Origin of the sequence: Maricaulis sp. (assembly GCF_048270265.1) — a bacterium.
Taxonomy (GTDB): Bacteria; Pseudomonadota; Alphaproteobacteria; order Caulobacterales; family Maricaulaceae; genus Maricaulis.
The window spans coordinates 1-17226 of record NZ_JBLWTD010000040.1 but is presented as its reverse complement, the minus strand read 5'-3'; the positions used below and the strand labels follow the sequence as shown (position 1 = coordinate 17226).

20 protein-coding genes are annotated in these 17226 nt (G+C 63.3%); 5 read left to right on the top strand and 15 right to left on the bottom strand.

Annotated features, from left to right (window positions below):
* Positions 1-40 precede the first annotated feature (40 nt).
* Positions 41-562, bottom strand: a complete 522-nt coding sequence (locus tag ACN0YF_RS14415; protein WP_417482333.1) for a porin family protein — start codon at positions 560-562, stop codon at positions 41-43.
* A 347-nt stretch (positions 563-909) separates the two neighbouring features.
* Here ACN0YF_RS14415 and ACN0YF_RS14410 point away from each other — a divergent pair, with 347 nt between their 5' ends.
* Entirely contained in the window at positions 910-1626 is a 717-nt protein-coding gene (locus ACN0YF_RS14410; protein ID WP_417494917.1) for a c-type cytochrome, read from the top strand.
* Positions 1627-1707: 81 nt separating this feature from the next.
* Here the strand turns inward: ACN0YF_RS14410 and ACN0YF_RS14405 are convergent, their stop codons facing one another.
* Genes ACN0YF_RS14405 through ACN0YF_RS14395 form a run of 3 tightly spaced genes read right to left on the bottom strand, consistent with a single transcriptional unit; the run spans position 1708 to position 4293 of the window.
* Positions 1708-2559, bottom strand: coding sequence for an NlpC/P60 family protein (locus tag ACN0YF_RS14405; protein WP_417494916.1), 852 nt, complete (start codon positions 2557-2559; stop codon positions 1708-1710).
* Positions 2499-2885, bottom strand: coding sequence for a MarR family transcriptional regulator (locus tag ACN0YF_RS14400; protein WP_417482336.1), 387 nt, complete (start codon positions 2883-2885; stop codon positions 2499-2501). Before ACN0YF_RS14400 ends, ACN0YF_RS14405 begins: the two co-directional genes overlap by 61 nt.
* Positions 2886-2934: 49 nt before the next feature.
* Positions 2935-4293: a leucyl aminopeptidase family protein gene (locus ACN0YF_RS14395; protein WP_417494915.1), complete on the bottom strand. Its 1359-nt coding sequence runs from the start codon at positions 4291-4293 to the stop codon at positions 2935-2937.
* Positions 4294-4397: 104 nt separating this feature from the next.
* On the opposite strand from ACN0YF_RS14395, the gene ACN0YF_RS14390 reads away from it, so the two are divergent.
* Positions 4398-5207: a tetratricopeptide repeat protein gene (locus ACN0YF_RS14390; RefSeq protein ID WP_417494914.1), complete on the top strand. Its 810-nt coding sequence runs from the start codon at positions 4398-4400 to the stop codon at positions 5205-5207.
* A 34-nt stretch (positions 5208-5241) separates the two neighbouring features.
* Here ACN0YF_RS14390 and ACN0YF_RS14385 read toward each other — a convergent pair whose 3' ends face one another.
* From ACN0YF_RS14385 to ACN0YF_RS14340, 10 genes are all read right to left on the bottom strand, one after another.
* Entirely contained in the window at positions 5242-5736 is a 495-nt protein-coding gene (locus tag ACN0YF_RS14385; protein ID WP_417482339.1) for a hypothetical protein, read from the bottom strand.
* Between the two features lie 62 nt (positions 5737-5798).
* Positions 5799-6797, bottom strand: a complete 999-nt coding sequence (locus ACN0YF_RS14380) for a type II secretion system F family protein (RefSeq protein WP_417482340.1) — start codon at positions 6795-6797, stop codon at positions 5799-5801.
* A gap of 10 nt (positions 6798-6807) precedes the next feature.
* Positions 6808-7800 carry a type II secretion system F family protein gene (locus ACN0YF_RS14375; RefSeq protein WP_417482341.1) on the bottom strand — a complete coding sequence of 331 codons (993 nt, stop codon included), beginning with the start codon at positions 7798-7800 and terminating at the stop codon, positions 6808-6810.
* A gap of 2 nt (positions 7801-7802) precedes the next feature.
* On the bottom strand, positions 7803-9269 hold the full coding sequence (locus ACN0YF_RS14370) for a CpaF family protein (protein ID WP_417494913.1): 1467 nt from the start codon (positions 9267-9269) through the stop codon (positions 7803-7805).
* Between the two features lie 6 nt (positions 9270-9275).
* Positions 9276-10829, bottom strand: a complete 1554-nt coding sequence (locus ACN0YF_RS14365; RefSeq protein ID WP_417494912.1) for an AAA family ATPase — start codon at positions 10827-10829, stop codon at positions 9276-9278.
* 22 nt (positions 10830-10851) lie between these two features.
* The gene (locus ACN0YF_RS14360; protein ID WP_417482344.1) at positions 10852-11520 is read right to left on the bottom strand and encodes a CpaD family pilus assembly protein; all 669 of its coding nucleotides are present in this window, start codon (positions 11518-11520) and stop codon (positions 10852-10854) included.
* A gap of 14 nt (positions 11521-11534) precedes the next feature.
* On the bottom strand, positions 11535-13109 hold the full coding sequence (locus ACN0YF_RS14355; RefSeq protein WP_417494911.1) for a type II and III secretion system protein family protein: 1575 nt from the start codon (positions 13107-13109) through the stop codon (positions 11535-11537).
* An 11-nt stretch (positions 13110-13120) separates the two neighbouring features.
* Positions 13121-13954: a Flp pilus assembly protein CpaB gene (cpaB, locus tag ACN0YF_RS14350; RefSeq protein WP_417482346.1), complete on the bottom strand. Its 834-nt coding sequence runs from the start codon at positions 13952-13954 to the stop codon at positions 13121-13123.
* Between the two features lie 116 nt (positions 13955-14070).
* Positions 14071-14568: an A24 family peptidase gene (locus ACN0YF_RS14345; protein ID WP_417482347.1), complete on the bottom strand. Its 498-nt coding sequence runs from the start codon at positions 14566-14568 to the stop codon at positions 14071-14073.
* A 158-nt stretch (positions 14569-14726) separates the two neighbouring features.
* Positions 14727-14885, bottom strand: a complete 159-nt coding sequence (locus ACN0YF_RS14340) for a Flp family type IVb pilin (protein WP_075188689.1) — start codon at positions 14883-14885, stop codon at positions 14727-14729.
* A 296-nt stretch (positions 14886-15181) separates the two neighbouring features.
* Between ACN0YF_RS14340 and ACN0YF_RS14335 the strand changes: the two genes are divergently transcribed.
* The 3 genes from ACN0YF_RS14335 to ACN0YF_RS14325 are packed head-to-tail and all read left to right on the top strand — an operon-like array spanning position 15182 to position 16752.
* Positions 15182-15610: a pilus assembly protein N-terminal domain-containing protein gene (locus tag ACN0YF_RS14335; RefSeq protein ID WP_417494910.1), complete on the top strand. Its 429-nt coding sequence runs from the start codon at positions 15182-15184 to the stop codon at positions 15608-15610.
* Positions 15611-15650: 40 nt separating this feature from the next.
* Positions 15651-16220: a TadE/TadG family type IV pilus assembly protein gene (locus ACN0YF_RS14330; protein ID WP_417482349.1), complete on the top strand. Its 570-nt coding sequence runs from the start codon at positions 15651-15653 to the stop codon at positions 16218-16220.
* Positions 16213-16752 (top strand): TadE/TadG family type IV pilus assembly protein, encoded by a 540-nt coding sequence (locus ACN0YF_RS14325; RefSeq protein ID WP_417494909.1) that lies wholly within the window; start codon positions 16213-16215, stop codon positions 16750-16752. The genes ACN0YF_RS14330 and ACN0YF_RS14325 overlap by 8 nt, the downstream gene beginning before the upstream one ends.
* On the opposite strand, the gene ACN0YF_RS14320 is transcribed toward ACN0YF_RS14325, so the two are convergent.
* A partial coding sequence (locus ACN0YF_RS14320; protein WP_417494908.1) for an aminotransferase class IV occupies positions 16749-17226 on the bottom strand: 478 nt, incomplete at its 5' end. The two genes, ACN0YF_RS14325 and ACN0YF_RS14320, sit on opposite strands and share 4 nt — an antisense overlap.

Below are 17226 nucleotides of genomic sequence, written 5' to 3'. Positions count from 1 at the left end.
CTTGGGCGCACGGCCCTGTCTTGCAGTCCCGTCGGCGTGATTAGCCGCCGAAACGACGGACATAGCTGACGCCAAACACGTCGGCATCGCCGCCATCATAGTCGAACTTGGTGTAGTCGAAGCGGACGCCATTGCGACCGTCGAACAGGTACTCGCCACCAACGCCGTAAGCCCAGGCGTCGGAGTCAGCGCTGGCGGAGAAGCCAGGGACGCTCGCATCGACCTGGGAGTCGGTGTAGCCGACGCGCACGAAAACATTGCCGTTTTCATTGCTGAAGGCACGCAGGACGCCGAAAGCGCCAACGGCATAGTCGAGGCTGACGTCGACGGGGGTGCCGAGCACGGTCACGCTGTCATCGCCGATACCGATATTGGCCTGGCCTTCGAGACCGAAATACTGGTTGAAGTCATAGCGGCCACGGAAGACCACCGAATCGAGATCAACGCCGTCACCGCTGAAGCGCTCATAGCCGGCGCCGAGGGTGTAGCTTGCGTCCTGGGCCTGCGCGACCGAACCGAGCGCGAGAGCCGTGAGAGAAGCAGCGATAATGGAACGCATCATGATAAATTAACCTCAGGTTACATGTTCGTAATGCACGCGATATGCGTGCCAGTGAGGCTGGTGATTTCGTCCCGCAATCAGGCGCTTTCAAGGCATCAAATGTGGCGCTACCGTGGCAAATACAGCGCGCCGGACCGCTGCCCGGAAAAGCCGGTATCCACCGATTGAAGAGGTGGGCAGCAATGGTGCCGGACGCAAGGGACGCCCCGATATCGGCGACAGCATCGCGGCAGCGGCCCCTTGCGTCGCCATACCGCATGCACAAGAACGCGCTAGCCTGTTGCCTGTAGGCGCCGCGCATGCCAAACACGGCTCCAACTTTCGGCTAAATCGTAACGGGGGCGTCGATGGGCGATCTCTTCTTCAACAAGATTGCTGGCGTCGTTATCGGCGGCATTCTGATCATTCTTGTCATCACTGAACTCGGCCACATGCTCGTGAAATCGCATGCGCCGGAAGAGCTGACTGCCGAGAACACCATCTATCCGGTGGACTGGGCCGCGCTCGAAGGCGGTGCGGCCTCATCCGCGGAAGCCGTCGTCGAAGGCCCGACCGATTACGGCCTGTTGCTGGCTGCCGCCGATGCCGGCGCCGGTGAGCGCATCGCCCGCCGCTGCCAGTCCTGCCATACGTTCGAAAATGGTGGCGCCGATGGTACCGGCCCGCATCTATGGGGCGTTGTCGGCCGCATGGTCGCAAGCGCATCGGGCTTTGCCTATTCCGGCGCCCTGAACGAATTGGGTGGCACCTGGGGCTATGAAGAGCTCGACGCCTTCCTGGAACGTCCGGCCGCCTACGCACCGGGCACCAACATGACCTTTGCCGGCCTTCGCGATGAAGGTCAGCGCATGGATCTCATCGCCTATCTGCGCAGCCTGTCCGACTCGCCGATGGCGCTGCCGGATCCACTGCCTGCCGCTGACGAGGCGATGGACGCCGAGACGATCGAAACCGCGATGGATGATGCCGTCACGGATGCTGCCGACGCTGTCGCGCCTGCTGAAATGCCGGTGGACGACATGGCCGCTCCCGAAGAGCAGCCTGCGGAAGAGCAGGGCCACTAGCCCCAGCCGTCTCCATTCAGACAAAAGGCCTCCGGAACATCGTTTCCGGAGGCCTTTTTCTTTGACTGCAGCGCCTCGGCCTCAAGCGGGCCGGAATATGTGGCGCACCGGCGCATGCCCCTCACGGATGCGCGCCTCGGCGCGCTCGAAGGGCTCCAGCGTCACATCCATCCAGTGACCATTCGCGTGCACCAGATGCTCGCTATCGGTCATGATCCCGACATGCCCGGGCCAGAACACGACATCGCCCCGCCGCCGCTCGGGACGGACTGTGACGTCCGTCCAGATCTCGCCGAGACGGGCTTCCTGCTGGTCACTGTCGCGCGGCACCGCAAGGCCGCTTGCCAGCAGGGCCATCTGCACCAGGCCGGAGCAATCAAGCCCGAGACTTTCCTTGCCGCCCCAGAGATAGGGCGCACCGAGAAAGGACTCGGCCACCGCCACGAAATCACTCGCCCGTTCGTCAAGCGGGCCGCAATGGCCGGTATAGACCCACCCGAGCCCGACGGCCTCGACATAACGGCTCTCGCGGCGTCCGGCGCGGAAGCTGCAATTCAGACTCAGCAGGAGATTGGGTTCGGATTTGAGATCGGGTTCCGAAAAGGCATAGGTGCGCAGCGCCGTGACACGGTGATCGACCGCTTCGACCTCCTCGCTCAAGGCGATCAGCTCGACCCAGCCGACAAAGCCGTCAGCGCGCGAATAGCCCCAGCCCCAGCCATCCTTCTCCTCGAGCAGGGCAAAGACGTCACCGGCCAGCAGCTGGTCGTCCACGGCACCCTGCGGGTCCGGAGTACGGCGGATGGGAACCGAGGCGGCAATCGCCTGGCGATCAACCGGTTCGACAAAGCGCGCGGCCTCGACCTGCCCCTTCAGATGGGCTGCGGCGAGATCGGGGCGGGCCGGTGTAAGGCGGGGATCCAGGGTGGACACGTAGAGGTCTCCTCGGCGCGGTGAGCGACGGTTTCGCCGTAATCGTACAGAAAGACGGCGCCTTTGACAGTGCGATGAATCGAGACGTCGCGCCGGTCGGCCTGGTCGCGCTTGCGCCGGATGAAACCGAGGCGCTCCAGCACATCCAGCCCGCGCGTCACCGCCGGCTTGGGCAGGTCGAGCGCGCGCGCCAGCTCACGCACGGCATGCGGTCCGGGGCGCATGAAGACGGCGAGCAGCAGAGCGAATTGCCGCGCGGTCAGATCCGCGGCAGCGCCACGCACGGCGTCGGCAGACACCCGTCTCATCATTTCAAGCGAAGACATCGCCTGTGACGCCATGCTGCAACCCCGACACCGAAATTCCGTCCGGCTGTCAGTCTAGGAAGCGCTGTTTGAGCATTTGGTAAACAGCACGTGCGCCCTGCATCTCGCCGCCCTTCGGTCGGCCCGGCCGATCCTTCAGATTCCAGCCGAAGATATCGAAATGCACCCACGGCGTGGTGCCGACGAAGCGGCGCAGGAACAGCGCGGCCGTGATCGATCCGGCCAGCGGCATGGAAGCACTGTTGACGATGTCGGAGATCTCGCCCTCGATCTCGCGTTCATAGCCATCCCAGAGCGGCATGCGCCAGACCGGGTCGCCCACGGCATTGCCGGCAGCGAAGATCTCGGCCGCCATCGCATCATCGCCGGTATAGAACGGCATGACTTCCGGCCCCAGGGCGACGCGTGCGGCGCCGGTGAGGGTCGCGAAATCGAGCAGGAGTGCGGGCTTGTCCTCGACGGCACGCGCCAGGGCATCGGCGAGCACCAGCCGGCCCTCGGCATCGGTATTGTCGATCTCGACACTGATCCCCTGGCGCGAAACCAGGATATCGCCGGGGCGGAAGGCACCGGCACCAACCGCATTCTCGACGGCGGGAACCAGCAGATGCAGCCGCACCGGCAGTTTCGCCGCCATAACCAGTTGCGCCAGCGCCATCGCATTGGCGCCGCCCCCCATATCCTTCTTCATGAAGCGCATGCCGGCCGCAGGCTTGAGATCGAGACCGCCGCTGTCGAAACACACGCCCTTGCCAACCAGGGCCAGGCGCGGATGCGCCGGATCGCCCCATTCCAGTTCCAGCAGGCGCGGCGCTTCACCGGCGGCGCGGCCCACGGCGTGGATCATCGGATAGTTCTGCTTCAGGAGCGCGTCGCCCTTGGTGACATTCACCTTGGCGCCATGGACCTTGGCCAGCTTGCGGAAGGCCGCCTCCAGCCCTTCCGGCCCCATGATATCCGCCGGGGAGTTGATCAGGTCCCGCGCCAGCATCACCGCCGAGGCGATCGAGTTGATTTCGGTAGTGTCGGTGCCGGCCGGCGGCACCAGACGGGCCGGCTCGCGGTCGGCAGGCTTGAACAGGCTGAAGCGATAGCTGCCCAGCACCCAGGCGAGCGAGACCAGGCCCGGATCGAGTCCCTCGGGCATGTCCTCGATCTGCCAGTCCCCGGCCGGCAGGCCGAGCGCGGCAGCACCGAGGGCAAATGCATCTTCGCCCGTGCCGACCCCGAACAGGGCGCCGCAGATACTGTCCGACGGCAGCAGCACGATCTGGCCCGGCTTGGCCGCGAATCCGGCCGCAAGCGGGCGTTCGGCGGCAGGCAATTGGGCGATTACCTCGTCACACCGGGACTGGGTGACCAGGCGAACGGTCCGTGCGGTGGTGGACGACGAGAACAAGGCGTTCATGCGATAGACCTTCCCTGTGGGATCATGGCGCGACCAGACCGGCGCAGCCCGTTTGTATTAACGCATTCTTGACCGGGCAGGCGCAGATTCAAGTCAGCCTCACAGTGAATGGTCCGATCATGCGCATTTCAAGCCTGCTTCTTCCCCTCGCCGCCCTCGCCCTGACCGGCTGCGCCACGACTGCGCGCACCGCCGATGAACAGGCGCTCGCCGTCGAACTGGATTCGCGCAGCATCGTGCCATCGACCAGCCAGGAACGCACCGCGATCCGCAGCCAGGACATGCTGACCCAGGCGACCTTCTGGGCCGAAGCGCACGAGCTCAACCCGTCCGATCTCGAAGCCGCCTACGAACTGGCCAACGCCCTGCGCCAGCTCGGCAATACGCAGCGCGCGATCGAGATCGCGCAACAATCGCTGGCCCTGCACCCGAACAGCCCGGAATTGCTGCTCGCCTATGGCACAGCCCTCACCTCGACGGGCCGCGGAACGCGCGCAACCGAACCCCTGCAGCGCGCCGCCCAGGCCGACCCGACCAATTGGCGGATTCTCAACACGCTTGGCGTCGCCTATGAGCAGGGCGGACAATCGGAGCGGGCGCGGCAGTATTTTCGTCAGGCCCTGACCCTGTCTCCCAGTGAGCCGGCGGTGATGTCCAATCTGGCGCTTTCCTACGCCCTGTCCGGGGAAGCCGAGACGGCCGAGCGGATGTTGCGCGAAGCCATGATCCGGCCTGGAGCCGAAGCCGCAATACGCCAGAACCTGGCGCTGGTGATCGCGCTGCAGGGCCGGTTCGATGAGGCTGAGGAAGTGGCACGCTATGATGTCACGCCGGCCATGGCACAGGCCAATATGGCCTATGTCCGCGCCATGCTCACATCGCGCCGCAGCTATGATTCCCTGCGCGGCGACTGACGCCAGACAACAGGATCAGACATGACAGGCGGGATCAGTCTTCCGCGACCGGAACCGGTGGCGGTGGCGGTGGCGGCGCGATCTCGGCGTCATCCATCTTCCTGAGCGGAAAGTCCTTGCGCAATATCGGCGTCACCATGGTGTGATCGAAGCGGAAATCCTCGACCAGCACGCGCATCTCCGCCGGAGCCTTGCCGCCCTTCGACGCCTCACTGGCGCGGTAGAGCGCATAGAGGCGCAGATAATTCTTGTCATCGCGTCCCATCGACGTGTCATCGAGCCGGGCGCAGACATTGATCAGCTTCTGGATTCCCTGTCTGTGACGTCCCGATTTGAGCTCGATCATCGCCATGGCGAGACCCACCTTCCATCCCATATCGGCGAAATGGGTTTTCGGTGCCGCGGACAACTCCTTGCGGGCACGCGCAACATCATCGTCAGCAATCGCCGCCATGGCCGCAGCCACAGCCTGATCCGCTGCCTCGATCTGTTCACGGAGCTTGTCCGCCGATTTGCGCCCCGAAAACATGGGCTGTGTCCACCTGTCCAACATGGGCCTCGCTATTCAAATAGCGCGCCAAACCGTTTCCGTCACATGCTATTGAAGCGAATGATGGCTGGTCCGAGGATAACCACGAACAACACGGGCAGGAAGAAGACAATCATCGGCACTGTCAATTTGGCAGGAAGCGCAGCCGCCTTCTTCTCGGCATTGGCCAGACGCATATCGCGATTTTCCTTCGCCATCACGCGCAAGGCCTGCCCCAGCGGCGTTCCGTAACGCTCGGCCTGGATGAGCGAGGTACACACAGCCTTCACACCGGGATGGTTGGTGCGTTTGGCGAGGTTCTCATAGGCGATGCGGCGATCGGGCAGATAGGCCAGCTCCGCCGTCGTCAGCGACAATTCCTCGGCCAGCTCAAGCGACTGGCTGCCGATTTCCGATGCGACCTTGTGGAAGGCCGCCTCGATCGACATGCCGGCCTCGACGCAGATCAGCAACAGGTCGAGCCCGTCGGGGAAGGATCCCATGATCGATTGCTGCCGGTTGGCGGCAGCATTGGAGAGATAGACGTTGGGCGCGTAATAGCCCAGCAGGCCGAAGCCGAGCGAGAAACAGACGCGGGTGATCGTCGGCAGGCCGAAATCATTGATCATGAAGACGTAAAAGAGCGCCCCGGCCAGGAGGATGAAGGGCATGGTCAGGCGGAAGAAGTAGAAGGTGACGGCCGGCCGGTTGCCGCGAAAACCCGCCTGCTGCAGCTTCATCTGCAGCGCCGGATCCTCGAAAGCCTTCTGCAGATTGAGCGAGTCGACGACCTTGCGCATGATGCCCTTGGCCTCAACGCTGCGGATCGAACTGCCGCCCTTGCCGCGGGCATTGACTTCAAGCTGCTCGCGATTGCGCCGGCGCAACTCCTCGCGGCGATTGCGTACCGACTTGACGCGCTTGTCGAGATTGTCGCCGCCCATCATCGGCCCGGCCAGGGTGACGATGGTGGCAAAGACGAGAATCGCGGAGACCGCCATGACGAGCATTTCGGGGTCGGTCAGAAAATCGCGGATGTCGTTGAAGCTGATGCCGAACATGTCCATCGCCTCACATCTTGAAATTGATCATGCCGCGCATGACAAAAATCCCGATCGCCATCCAGGTGGCGCCGCCCAGCAGCATCAGCTGCCCGGTCGGGTGCACGAACATCTGGCTCATATAGTCAGGCGTCGTCGCGTAGACGATCCCCAGCACACCCGGTGGCAGTGAGCCGATGATGAAGGCCGAGGCCTTGGCTTCGCCGGACAGGGCGTCGATCTTCTCACGCATCATCCGGCGGGCACGCAGCACACCGGACAGATTGCCCAGGGTCTCGGCGAGATTGCCGCCGGTCTTCTGCTGGATGATCAGGACGGTGCGGAAGAAGTTCAGCTCGGGCAGCGGCATGCGCTCGCACATCTTCTCCAGCGCGTCCTCCAGCGACTGACCGACCCGCAGGCCCTCGGTCAGCAACTGGAACTCCGAACAGATCGGCTCGGGCGATTCACGGGCGATGATGTTGAGGCACTCGTTCAGCGGCAGGCCGGATTTGACGCCGCGCACGATGATGTCGATCGAATTGGCGAACTCGCCGGTAAACTTTCCCTGCCGGCGTCCACGCAGCAGACCCAGGGTCCAGCGCGGCAGTCCCAGCCCGGACACCATGGCGATCCCGGCCGAGACAAGCAGGCTCTGACCGGTCACCAGCGCAATCAGCAGGCCGAGAACACCCATACAGGCCGAGGCGATCCAGAAGACGGTCGGGGTGAAATTCATCCCGGCCTGCTGGATGCGTGCCTTCAGCGTAATCGCCTTCTTGCGGATATCCTTCTGGCGCTGCTCCATGTCCTTGAGCGAATCCTGGACCTGGCGCTTGCGCTGTGCGGCGCTGTCGAGGGTTGCGTTCTGGCGCTTGCCGCGCGTCGTGCGGCCACCGACAGCACGGTCGAGACGCTTCTTCGACTGGGCATCGCCCATCGCGCCCAGCGTCACCCAGCCGACGCCGCCGACTGCGAAGAAAGCCGCCGCTGCGGCGAGGATGAAGGCAATGTCGGGGCTCATGGTCAGGCCTCCGACGCGTCGAGGGCTTCGGCCAGTTCACGGTCGAGACCGAAATAGCGGGCCCGGTCCCAGAATTTCGGACGCGCGATACCGGTCGAGACATGGCGGCCGGAAATGCGGCCATCATCATCCTCGCCCTGGATCTCGTAGAGGAAGAGGTCCTGGGTGACGATGACATCGCCTTCCATGCCGACCACTTCGGTAATGTGGGTGATCTTGCGCGAGCCGTCGCGCAGGCGCGCGGCCTGGACGATGACATCGATCGAGCCGACGATCATTTCGCGGATGGTGCGGGTCGGCAGGTTGTAGCCGCCCATGGTGATCATGGATTCAATCCGTGCCATGGCCTCGCGCGGCGAGTTGGCGTGCAGCGTGCCCATCGAGCCGTCATGGCCGGTATTCATCGCCTGCAGCAGATCGAAGCTCTCAGGGCCGCGGACCTCGCCGACGATGATGCGTTCAGGGCGCATGCGCAGACAGTTCTTGACCAGGTCACGCATGGTAACCTCGCCGCTGCCTTCCAGATTGGGCGGACGGGTCTCCAGGCGCACGACGTGGGGCTGCTGAAGCTGCAGCTCGGCGGCGTCTTCGCAGGTCACGACGCGCTCATCGAGCTCGATGAAACCGGTCATACAATTGAGCAGGGTCGTTTTGCCGGAACCGGTACCGCCGGAGATCAGCACGTTACAGCGGCTGGCACCGATGACAGCGAGAACCTTGGCGCCTTCCGGCGTGATCGAGCCGTAATTGACCAGATCGGGCATGGTCAGCTTGTCTTTTTTGAACTTCCGGATGGTGAGCGTCGGGCCATCGAGCGCCAGCGGCGGCGCAATGACGTTGACGCGGGAACCATCGGCGAGACGCGCATCACAGATCGGCGAGCTTTCATCGACGCGGCGGCCGACCTGGCTGACGATGCGCTGACAGATATTCATCAGCTGGGCATTGTCGCGGAAGCGGATATTGGTCTTCTCGACCTTGCCGTTGACTTCGATGAAGACGGCATCGGCGCCATTGACCATGATGTCCGAGATGTCATCACGCGCCAGGAGCGGCTCGAGCGGGCCATAGCCGAGCACGTCATTGCAGATGTCCTGGAGCAGTTGTTCCTGCTCGGCGATCGACATCGCAACATTCTTGATCGAGATGATTTCGGTGACGATGTCGCGGATTTCCTCCGCGGCCGTCTCCTGGTCGAGACGCGACAACTGCCCCAGATCGATGGTGTCGATCAGGGCGTTGAAGATCGTTGTCTTGATGGCGTAATATTCTTCGGAGCGTCCGCCGGCGATTTCGACCGGTGCCCGGGCCGCGCGGGCTGCGGGCTTGGCGGCCGCTTTCGGGGCCGGAGCGGCCTCCTTGCGCGTGGCAGAGCTGGCGACCGGCGCAGCGCGGTGTTCGGCCCGTTTCGGGGCCGGTGCCGCTGGTGTCTGCGCAGGTTTGGGGCCGCCGGCCCGTTTGCCGAACATGACGCGCTAGCCTCCGAACAGTTTCGAGACGATGGATCGCTTGCGCATCGGCGCGGCCGCGCGACCGGTCACAAGGCCGGCCAGATGCGCAAAACCGTCTGCGGCCTTTGATTTCGGGTCGAGCTCATGGATCATCTGGCCGTTATTGGCGGCCTTGCCGAACAATTGCGGCTCGAAGGGCAGCACCAGTGCAGGCTGGGTCCCGAGAGCGTCGGCGAAATCCTTGACGGGAATTTCGGGGCGTTTCGGCATGCCGGCCATATTGACCACGACTTTCGGCAATTCGTCATTGGGACGCGCGCCGGCGATCAGGTCGAACAGGTTCTTGGCATTGCGCAGCGAAGCCAGGTCCGGCGTCACGGTCACGACGACCTGATCGGCGGACAGCAGGGTTTCACGCACCCAGGGCATCCACAAATGCGGCAGGTCGAGCGCCACGAAAGGCGCCTGGCGGCGGACTTTCTCCAGCACCATTTCATATTCACTCGGGGTGAATTCCCAATCCCGGTCAAGCGTCGCCGGAGCCGAGAACAGGCTCAGACGCTCGGTACAGCGCACCAGCAGGCGGTCGAGCAGCGCGTCATCAAGCCGGTCCGGCTCATTGAGCGCGTCGCCGAGGGTCTGGGCCGGGTCCTGGTTGAAATCGAGACCGGCGGTACCGAAGGAAAGGTCGAGATCGACCAGAACCGCGTCGGTCTGCAGCCCTTCCGACAGCGACCAGGCGCAGTTATGGGCCACCGTCGAGGAGCCGACGCCGCCCTTGGCGCCGATGAAGGCAATGGTCTTGCCGGCAAAGGGCTGGTCGGGATCGAGGAACAGATCGGAGATCGAGCGGATCAGATGCAGCGGTGTCATCGGTGGCACGAGATACTCGCTCACCCCGCGCTTCATCAGCTCGCGATAGAGGGCAATATCATTGGCGGCGCCGATGATGATGACCTTTGTTTCCGGATCACAGACGCTCGCCAGCTCTTCGAGCTGTTCGAACAGGCCCTGGCCGCGCATGCCCGATTCCACAATCAGCAGATTGGGGGTGGTGGCGTCATGATAGCGTTCGATCGCGGCGGGCAGACCGCCGAGCTCGACGCCGATATGCGCCTTGGCCAAGCGGCGGTCACCGGCCGCATTATGGACAAGTGCTCCGGTTTCGGGACGTTCACAGAAGGCAGCGATCGTGATCCGCGGCACCGGCTGGTCAGCCACGTCCCGGTCGATCTCGCCGATCAGGGCTTCACCGGCCGGAATCGCGGCCTGGGATGCCATGAACTCGTCCTGCAGGTCAGCGAATTCAGCCTCGAGGGCATGCTGGGTCTGCGGCACCGCAGCCGGCTCGTGCGCATGATAGCTGTCGGTGAACTCGTCCTGGAGCGGCTGCGAGCCTGCGCCAAAGCGCCGGCTGCCGCGTTCGGCTTCCGGTGAGGCCTCGCGCGGGGCCGGCGCAAGCGGAGCCGCAGGCGCAGCTTCGCCCAGCATCAGCCGTTCGATATCCGAGGCATCGAGAAAGGGATCGTCCCCGTCCAGCATTGGATCCCTGTTCAGGGCATGTTTTGCGTCAGCCATGATCGCTCCTTCCGCCCCTCAACTAATTGCCGACCGTGCTGACAGCGCCACTTTCATGGTCGCTGCGCTCGCTGGTGGTCGATTCTCCCGCCCGATAGTGATCGAGGACGGTCTGGCGGCGCCCGGCATCGGATGGACCCATGTTCCGCGGCGCAATCAGATCGCGCGGATCACTGATCATCGCGGCCAGATTGGTCGCCAGCGAACATCCGAAACGGGCCGAATGATGATTGTCGAAATCGAAGCGCTGGTCTTCCCAGCCCTGCGGACAGTCCGGCGCCACGGCGCGGTAACGCGTGAAGCTGAAGATCACGGCCGCATTGCCCTGCGAGCGCGCGTCATAGGCACCCCCGGTGATCTGGCGCCAGTCGAGGCCCTGCTCGTAGAGATAGGTCCGGGCCGCGGCGATCGCACCGATCGCGGCATCTTCATTGTCGCCGCCCTGGGGGTAGCTGATCACCAGCGGGCCGTGGCCGCGCACCTTGTACTCGGTCGCGATGGCCATGAGCATGTCCTGCTGGGCCCAGGTCAGGCCATTATCGCGCGGATCGACAGGCATGTCGGCGCGGAAGGTCTCGGCCACCGCGGTTGCCTGCGGCAGATCAAGCCCGACCGGCGTCGTCGAGCAGGCAGCCAGCGTCATCGAGCCCAGAAGGGCGGCCAGAAGGCATTTAGCGCTGAGTTTCGACACGATCGGATACTCCACTAATCGAACAGGAAGCCAACGGGACCATTCCAGCGCCGCTCGCCGGTATCGGCGCCGGGAACGGAATAGATCCGGTTGATGCGGCCAAAGAGCATGGCATCCAGCTCATTGGCGTTCTGATACCCGTCCGCCGGCGTCGCCAGCGCGGCCGGGTTGGTCGGATCGACCAGGTAAGGCGTCACCAGGATGACCAGCTCGGTTTCCTGGTTGAGGAAGTCACGCGAACGGAACAGCGAACCGAGGATCGGCACATTGCCGATACCCGGGACCTGATCGAGATTCTGCCGCGTCTCTTCACGGATCAGCCCCGCCAGGACCAGGCTGCCGCCCGAGGGCAGCTCCACCGTGGTTTCGGTACGATTGACCGTCAGGCCCGGGATCGTCATGCCGTCGATCACCACCTGGTTGCCGGCGGCATCGGTGGTGACGGTCTGGCTCAATACCAGAGACCCGTCGGAGGAAAGCTCGGACACCTCGGTCGAGATGCGCATGCTGATACGGCCTTCCGACAGCACAACCGGCGTAAAGCCGAGTCCGACACCGAAAGGCTTGTATTCAATGATGACATTGCCGTCCCGGTCACGGCCGGTCGGCACGGGGAATTCGCCCCCTGCAAGGAAGTTCGCCGATTCGCCGGTGATCGCCGTCAGATTGGGCTCGGCCAGGGTGCGCACCAGTCCGACGCGCTCGAGCGCGTTCAGGGTCGCCCCGATCGAGCTCTGCAACACGCCGTCGACCAGATTGTTGAGGGTGCCGCCCAGGATCAGACCGCCCAGCGCACCACCGGCCACGCCATAACCATTATCGGTACCGACCGAAGTCGAGCTGGAATAGGCGCCGTCGGTGATCGTATCGAAGACATTATTGCCATTGGAATCGACAACCGGAACGTCGAGGCCATTGATATTCTGATAGCGCTGGATACTGACCGGCGGCGAGAATTCGCCGAAATTCGTGGTGCCGTTCAGATTGACGCCCAGCTGGCGCACGATGGAGCGCTGCATCTCGACAATGCGCACTTTCAGCATCACCTGGTCGCGGCCCTCGATGGAGACCATCGAGAGAATCTGTTCCGGAGTTTCCACCCAGCGCTGGGCAATGCTCAGGGCCGTGTCGGCATCGACTGCGTTCGGCACCGAGCCGGACAGGACGATATGATCATTCATCGCTTCGGCGGTGACGCGGGCATTGGGCAGGAAGCGGTTGAGTGATTCCTGCAGCGGGCCGAGGTCGCGCTCGACGCGCAGATCCAGATCGAGAATCAACTGGCCGTCGGCATCAAAGAAGAAGGCATTCGTCTGGCCCACCGCCATGCCGAGCAGATAGGCCCGGCGCGGCGTACGGATCACCGCCTGCACGACCTCGGGATTGGTGACCAGGATATCGACAGCGTCGACGGGAAGATTGATCACCGCCGCCTTGCTCAACGGCAGGAGCAGGCTCTCGGAAACCGGGCCATTGCCGGGTTCGCGGATATAGACCTGCATGGTGTTGCCACGCTCGCTGCCGGGCGCCTGCGCCAGGCCGGGCGCAGTCATCGCCAGTGCGGCGAACAGGAACAGGAAGCGGATCATCACCTCAGACCTCAATTGTCATCAGCCAGGGCAAGGCTCTGCGACTGACCGTAGCGGATCAGGGTCACATTGCGGTGCCGGGTGTTGTCGGAACTGGAATCGCCCATCACCAGCGGGCTTTCGCCGCTATTGATCAGGACAGGTCCACCATCATTATCGAGCAGGCTGCGCAGGACGAGTGTGATCTCGCCGCGCGCGACGGCGAGCGATATCGCGCGCGCCTGGTCGGGTGTCAGTTCAAGCGTTGCCGTCTCTCCGATGACATTCTCTTCGCCCTCGCCATAGGTCTGGTCGATCGCCAGCACCCGGACATTCTCGACGATGGTGCGGGCTACATAGGCGCGCGTCATGCCGCGCTGGCCCTGCGTGTCTTCTTCATAGGAGACGATCACATCGACGCGGTCATTGGGCAGGATAAAGCCGCCGGCACCGCGTTCGGGAGAAATCGGAACGGCGGCAGCGCGCATGCCCGGTGACAGGACCGCGGCCATGAAGCCGGCATCCCCGGGCTGGACCAGACGGCGACCGGTGATCGGTTCACCCTGTCCGATCGGCGCGCGCACGACCGAACCGGCAAAATCTTCGATACCCTTGCCGCGATTTTCGAGGATATAGCCCGGACTCATCGCTTCATCGGGCCAGGTTTGCCAATAAAAATCGGCTGCACCGACTCGTTCGCCGATATCAAGGTCGCGCCGGGCGGCCAGGATTCGCACCACGGGGCGCTCCTCAACCACGACCGCTTGCGGCGCTTCAGGGGTCGACATCGCTTGCCTGACAAAGAATGCCACGGCAATCGCAGCGATCGCTGCGGCGACGAGAATGGCGATACGGACCGCGTTCATTGGACGCCTCAAACCTCTCAGGCACACGAATTCAACCCTGATGAGACGTCCAATTCCTCAAAGCCGCGTTAATTCTCTGCTTACATTGCGGTCATTCCTGCGAATTTCCTGAAAGTTCAAAACTGAATTGCGAACACCGTGGCCGGCAAACTCCAGTACGCCCCGCCCGCAATCGCGATGCCATAAGGCACCGGAGCAGCCGGTGCGAGGGCGGTCCCTTCCAGCCGTGAGGGTGAAATTCCCGCCAGCGGCAAGACCTTTCGCAGGATGAGCAGCGCGATGACCAGCACGCCGCCCACCAGGACCGTGTGAATCAGGAAAACGGCCACGCCCGGCCAGCCAAACCAGAATGCGGTGGCCGCAAACAATTTGGCATCGCCGCCGCCAACCCAGCCCGGAGCGAACAGGGCCATGCCGAAAACCAGGGCCAGAAGACCGGCGAGCAGATGATTGCCGGCCTCGGCCCAGCCAAATCCGGCCAGCAGTGCCGCGACAGGGAAGAGAACGACAATGACGAGGCTGAGCCAGTTGGGAATGGTAAATCGGATCGCGTCGCTGAAAGCCGCATAGGCCAGCAATGCAATCAGGGCCAAGCTGGCGATTTGAAGAAACATATGCGTACCCCCGGTCTGCCGAAGCGCGCACACTAGCGCGAGAGCATTAATGGCAGGTTGGCACCAGGGTTGTTCTGTTCAGTATAGTGCACAGCGCGCAAAACAAAGGCCGCTCCTTTCGGAGCGGCCCTGCTTTACCCGATAATCTGGGTTCCGGTTTAGATCGCCGCGGTGATCGCGTCGAAATTGCCGGAGAGTTCGGTGCCGAGCGCAGTAACAGCGCCGATAATGACGACAGCGATCAGAGCGGCGATGAGGCCGTACTCGATTGCAGTTGCACCAGATTCGTCTTTGAAAAAGCGAGAAATCATTTTCATGTTTTTTACTCCCGTTGAAGTTCCACACCACCAGGAGACGATCCGTCCCGACCCCTCCTGAACGCTGACCAATAAACACGAGAAGAATTTCCAGCCAGTAAATATTCGTGCTTAACAAAAACTATATATCAGCGAACGTTCGCTATAGTAAACAAATTGACAATAATTCGCTCTGTTCTGTCCATCGAACAATTGCATCCGCGTTTAGAAAAGATTCAGACGCGCGCGAGATGATGCTCATACACGAACACCCGTGTGGACGGAGCGCCCCCATGATCTGCCGTATTGCATCCATCATGACTTTCGCCCTCGTATGCAGCGCACCGGCGCTCGCCGAGGATATGGCGCTCGCTGTCGAGCACGCCCAGGTCGTTCGCCTGCCCGGTGACGCCTCCACCGTGATCGTTGGAAATCCATCCATCGCCGATGCGCTCGTGCATGATGGCCGCACCCTGGTTCTGACGGGCCGGCTGCAGGGCCGCACCAATATTATCGCCCTGGATCGTATCGGCCGGGTGATTTATTCGAGCGATATCGTGGTCACCAATCCGGTTGCCGGCCAGGTGGCGCTGTATCGCGGGCCAAACCGCACGACCATGTCCTGCGCCGACACCTGCGATGAAGTGCCCCGCGTCGGCGATGACTTTGAACGGGTGCCCCTGCTCAGCCAGCAGCAGGGCGCGCGCCTTGCGACCGCCCAGTCGGCGATCACTGACCCGTCCTGACCGCAGGCTGCCCAAGCGATCACCCTGTGGAGTTCCGGTCATGAACCGCCTGCGCCCTTCGAAAACCGCCCCTTCCGTGATCGGATCCGTGCGCCGCTTGCTGGGCCGCACCAGCCGTGACCGTTCCGGCGCGACGGCCGTGGAATTTGCCCTGGTGGCAGCGCCCTTCTTCTTTCTGCTGTTCGCAATGATCGAGATCGCCAGTGTTTTCTTCACCAGTACGGTGCTGGAAAATGCCGTGCTCGAGACCGCGCGGGAGATCCGCACCGGCCAGGCCCAGGCGGCCGGCATGACCCGCAACCAGTTCCGCGACGAGATCTGCACCCGCATCGAGGTGGTCGGCAATTGCGACCGGCTGGAATTCGATGTCCGGGTGTTCGAGGGCTTCAACACCGTTGACCAGAGCAGCCCCGTGGACGCCAACGGCGATCTGGACAATGGCAATTTCGGCTGGGATCCGGGCGAGGCCGGCGACATTGTGCTGGTGCGTGTCTTTTATCGCTGGTCGTTGCTGACTCCGAATTTCGGTGGCGCCCTGTCCAACATGTCGGGCAATCAGCGGCTGCTGTCGGCCGCCAGCGTATTCCGGAACGAGCCCTTCGATGATTAACGCCCTCAAACACGGCCTGAAACGGCTTGCCGGTGATCGCCACGGCGCATCCGCGGTCGAGTTCGCCCTCATCGCCCCTTTCATGATCCTGCTCTATCTCGGCGCGGTCGAAATCAGCCTTGCCCTGTCGATTGACCGCAAGATCACCAGCGCCGCCAGCGCCCTCGCCGACCTGGTCGCCCAGGACGATGTCATCACCGATGGCGAGATGGCCGATATCATGACCGCCGGGGGCGTCATCATCTCGCCCTTCGACACCGACCCGCTGCAAGTGCGCATTACCAGCGTGCTGATGAACGGGTCTGACGAAGTGAAGGTGCAGTGGAGCGATGCCATCGGCATGGCCCCCTATGGTGAGGGTGGCAGTGCACCGGTGCCCGCCGGCGTGCTGCAACGCAATCGCTCGGTGATCATGGTCGAGGTCAATTACCAGTACCACACCATGTTCAGCGAACTCGGCGTCAGCCAGTTCGATATCAGTGAAGTCTTCTACCTGCGCCCGCGTCAGTCGATCGTCGTCTCGCGCGGCTAGTCCAGCAGGGCCGACACGCCCTCGGGAACCGGCTGGGCCCGCCCGGCCGGCTTGCCGTCGATGCCGGTGACGGCGACAGCCCCCATCAGCGCATTGGTGACAAAGACACAATCCGCCTGCGCCAGCTCATCCGGTGTGAACCGGCCCTGCTCGACCGCGGCCTCCGCCATGATCGCCCCCCGCACCGTGCCGGGCAGGACTGCACACTCCAGCGCCGGAGTGAACAGCCGGCCGTCGCGCATCCAGAACAGATTGGCGCAATCCGTGCCGGACAGATGTCCGTCGGTATCCAGCAGGAGCGCCATGCCGGCACCGGCACGCACCGCCTCGCGCCGCGCCATCGCATTGTCGATATAGCTGAGTGTCTTGTGCCGGGCCGCGATACTGCTGGGCGAACGCCGTTGCGAGACGGTTGCCAGGCTGAGCGAGGCCGGGGCCTCGGGCAGCGGTGCCGCGGTGATCAGGCAGGACGGC

Coding starts and splice junctions, on each gene's coding strand:
- cpaB (WP_417482346.1), bottom strand. CDS start 13,954: ATGAACGCGGTCCGTATCGCCATTCTCGTCGCCGCAGCGATCGCTGCG.
- ACN0YF_RS14330 (WP_417482349.1), top strand. CDS start 15,651: ATGAACCGCCTGCGCCCTTCGAAAACCGCCCCTTCCGTGATCGGATCC.
- ACN0YF_RS14370 (WP_417494913.1), bottom strand. CDS start 9,269: ATGTTCGGCAAACGGGCCGGCGGCCCCAAACCTGCGCAGACACCAGCG.
- ACN0YF_RS14385 (WP_417482339.1), bottom strand. CDS start 5,736: ATGTTTTCGGGGCGCAAATCGGCGGACAAGCTCCGTGAACAGATCGAG.
- ACN0YF_RS14345 (WP_417482347.1), bottom strand. CDS start 14,568: ATGTTTCTTCAAATCGCCAGCTTGGCCCTGATTGCATTGCTGGCCTAT.
- ACN0YF_RS14395 (WP_417494915.1), bottom strand. CDS start 4,293: ATGAACGCCTTGTTCTCGTCGTCCACCACCGCACGGACCGTTCGCCTG.
- ACN0YF_RS14340 (WP_075188689.1), bottom strand. CDS start 14,885: ATGAAAATGATTTCTCGCTTTTTCAAAGACGAATCTGGTGCAACTGCA.
- ACN0YF_RS14335 (WP_417494910.1), top strand. CDS start 15,182: ATGACTTTCGCCCTCGTATGCAGCGCACCGGCGCTCGCCGAGGATATG.
- ACN0YF_RS14375 (WP_417482341.1), bottom strand. CDS start 7,800: ATGAGCCCCGACATTGCCTTCATCCTCGCCGCAGCGGCGGCTTTCTTC.
- ACN0YF_RS14410 (WP_417494917.1), top strand. CDS start 910: ATGGGCGATCTCTTCTTCAACAAGATTGCTGGCGTCGTTATCGGCGGC.
- ACN0YF_RS14325 (WP_417494909.1), top strand. CDS start 16,213: ATGATTAACGCCCTCAAACACGGCCTGAAACGGCTTGCCGGTGATCGC.
- ACN0YF_RS14355 (WP_417494911.1), bottom strand. CDS start 13,109: ATGATCCGCTTCCTGTTCCTGTTCGCCGCACTGGCGATGACTGCGCCC.
- ACN0YF_RS14400 (WP_417482336.1), bottom strand. CDS start 2,885: ATGTCTTCGCTTGAAATGATGAGACGGGTGTCTGCCGACGCCGTGCGT.
- ACN0YF_RS14365 (WP_417494912.1), bottom strand. CDS start 10,829: ATGGCTGACGCAAAACATGCCCTGAACAGGGATCCAATGCTGGACGGG.
- ACN0YF_RS14380 (WP_417482340.1), bottom strand. CDS start 6,797: ATGTTCGGCATCAGCTTCAACGACATCCGCGATTTTCTGACCGACCCC.
- ACN0YF_RS14415 (WP_417482333.1), bottom strand. CDS start 562: ATGATGCGTTCCATTATCGCTGCTTCTCTCACGGCTCTCGCGCTCGGT.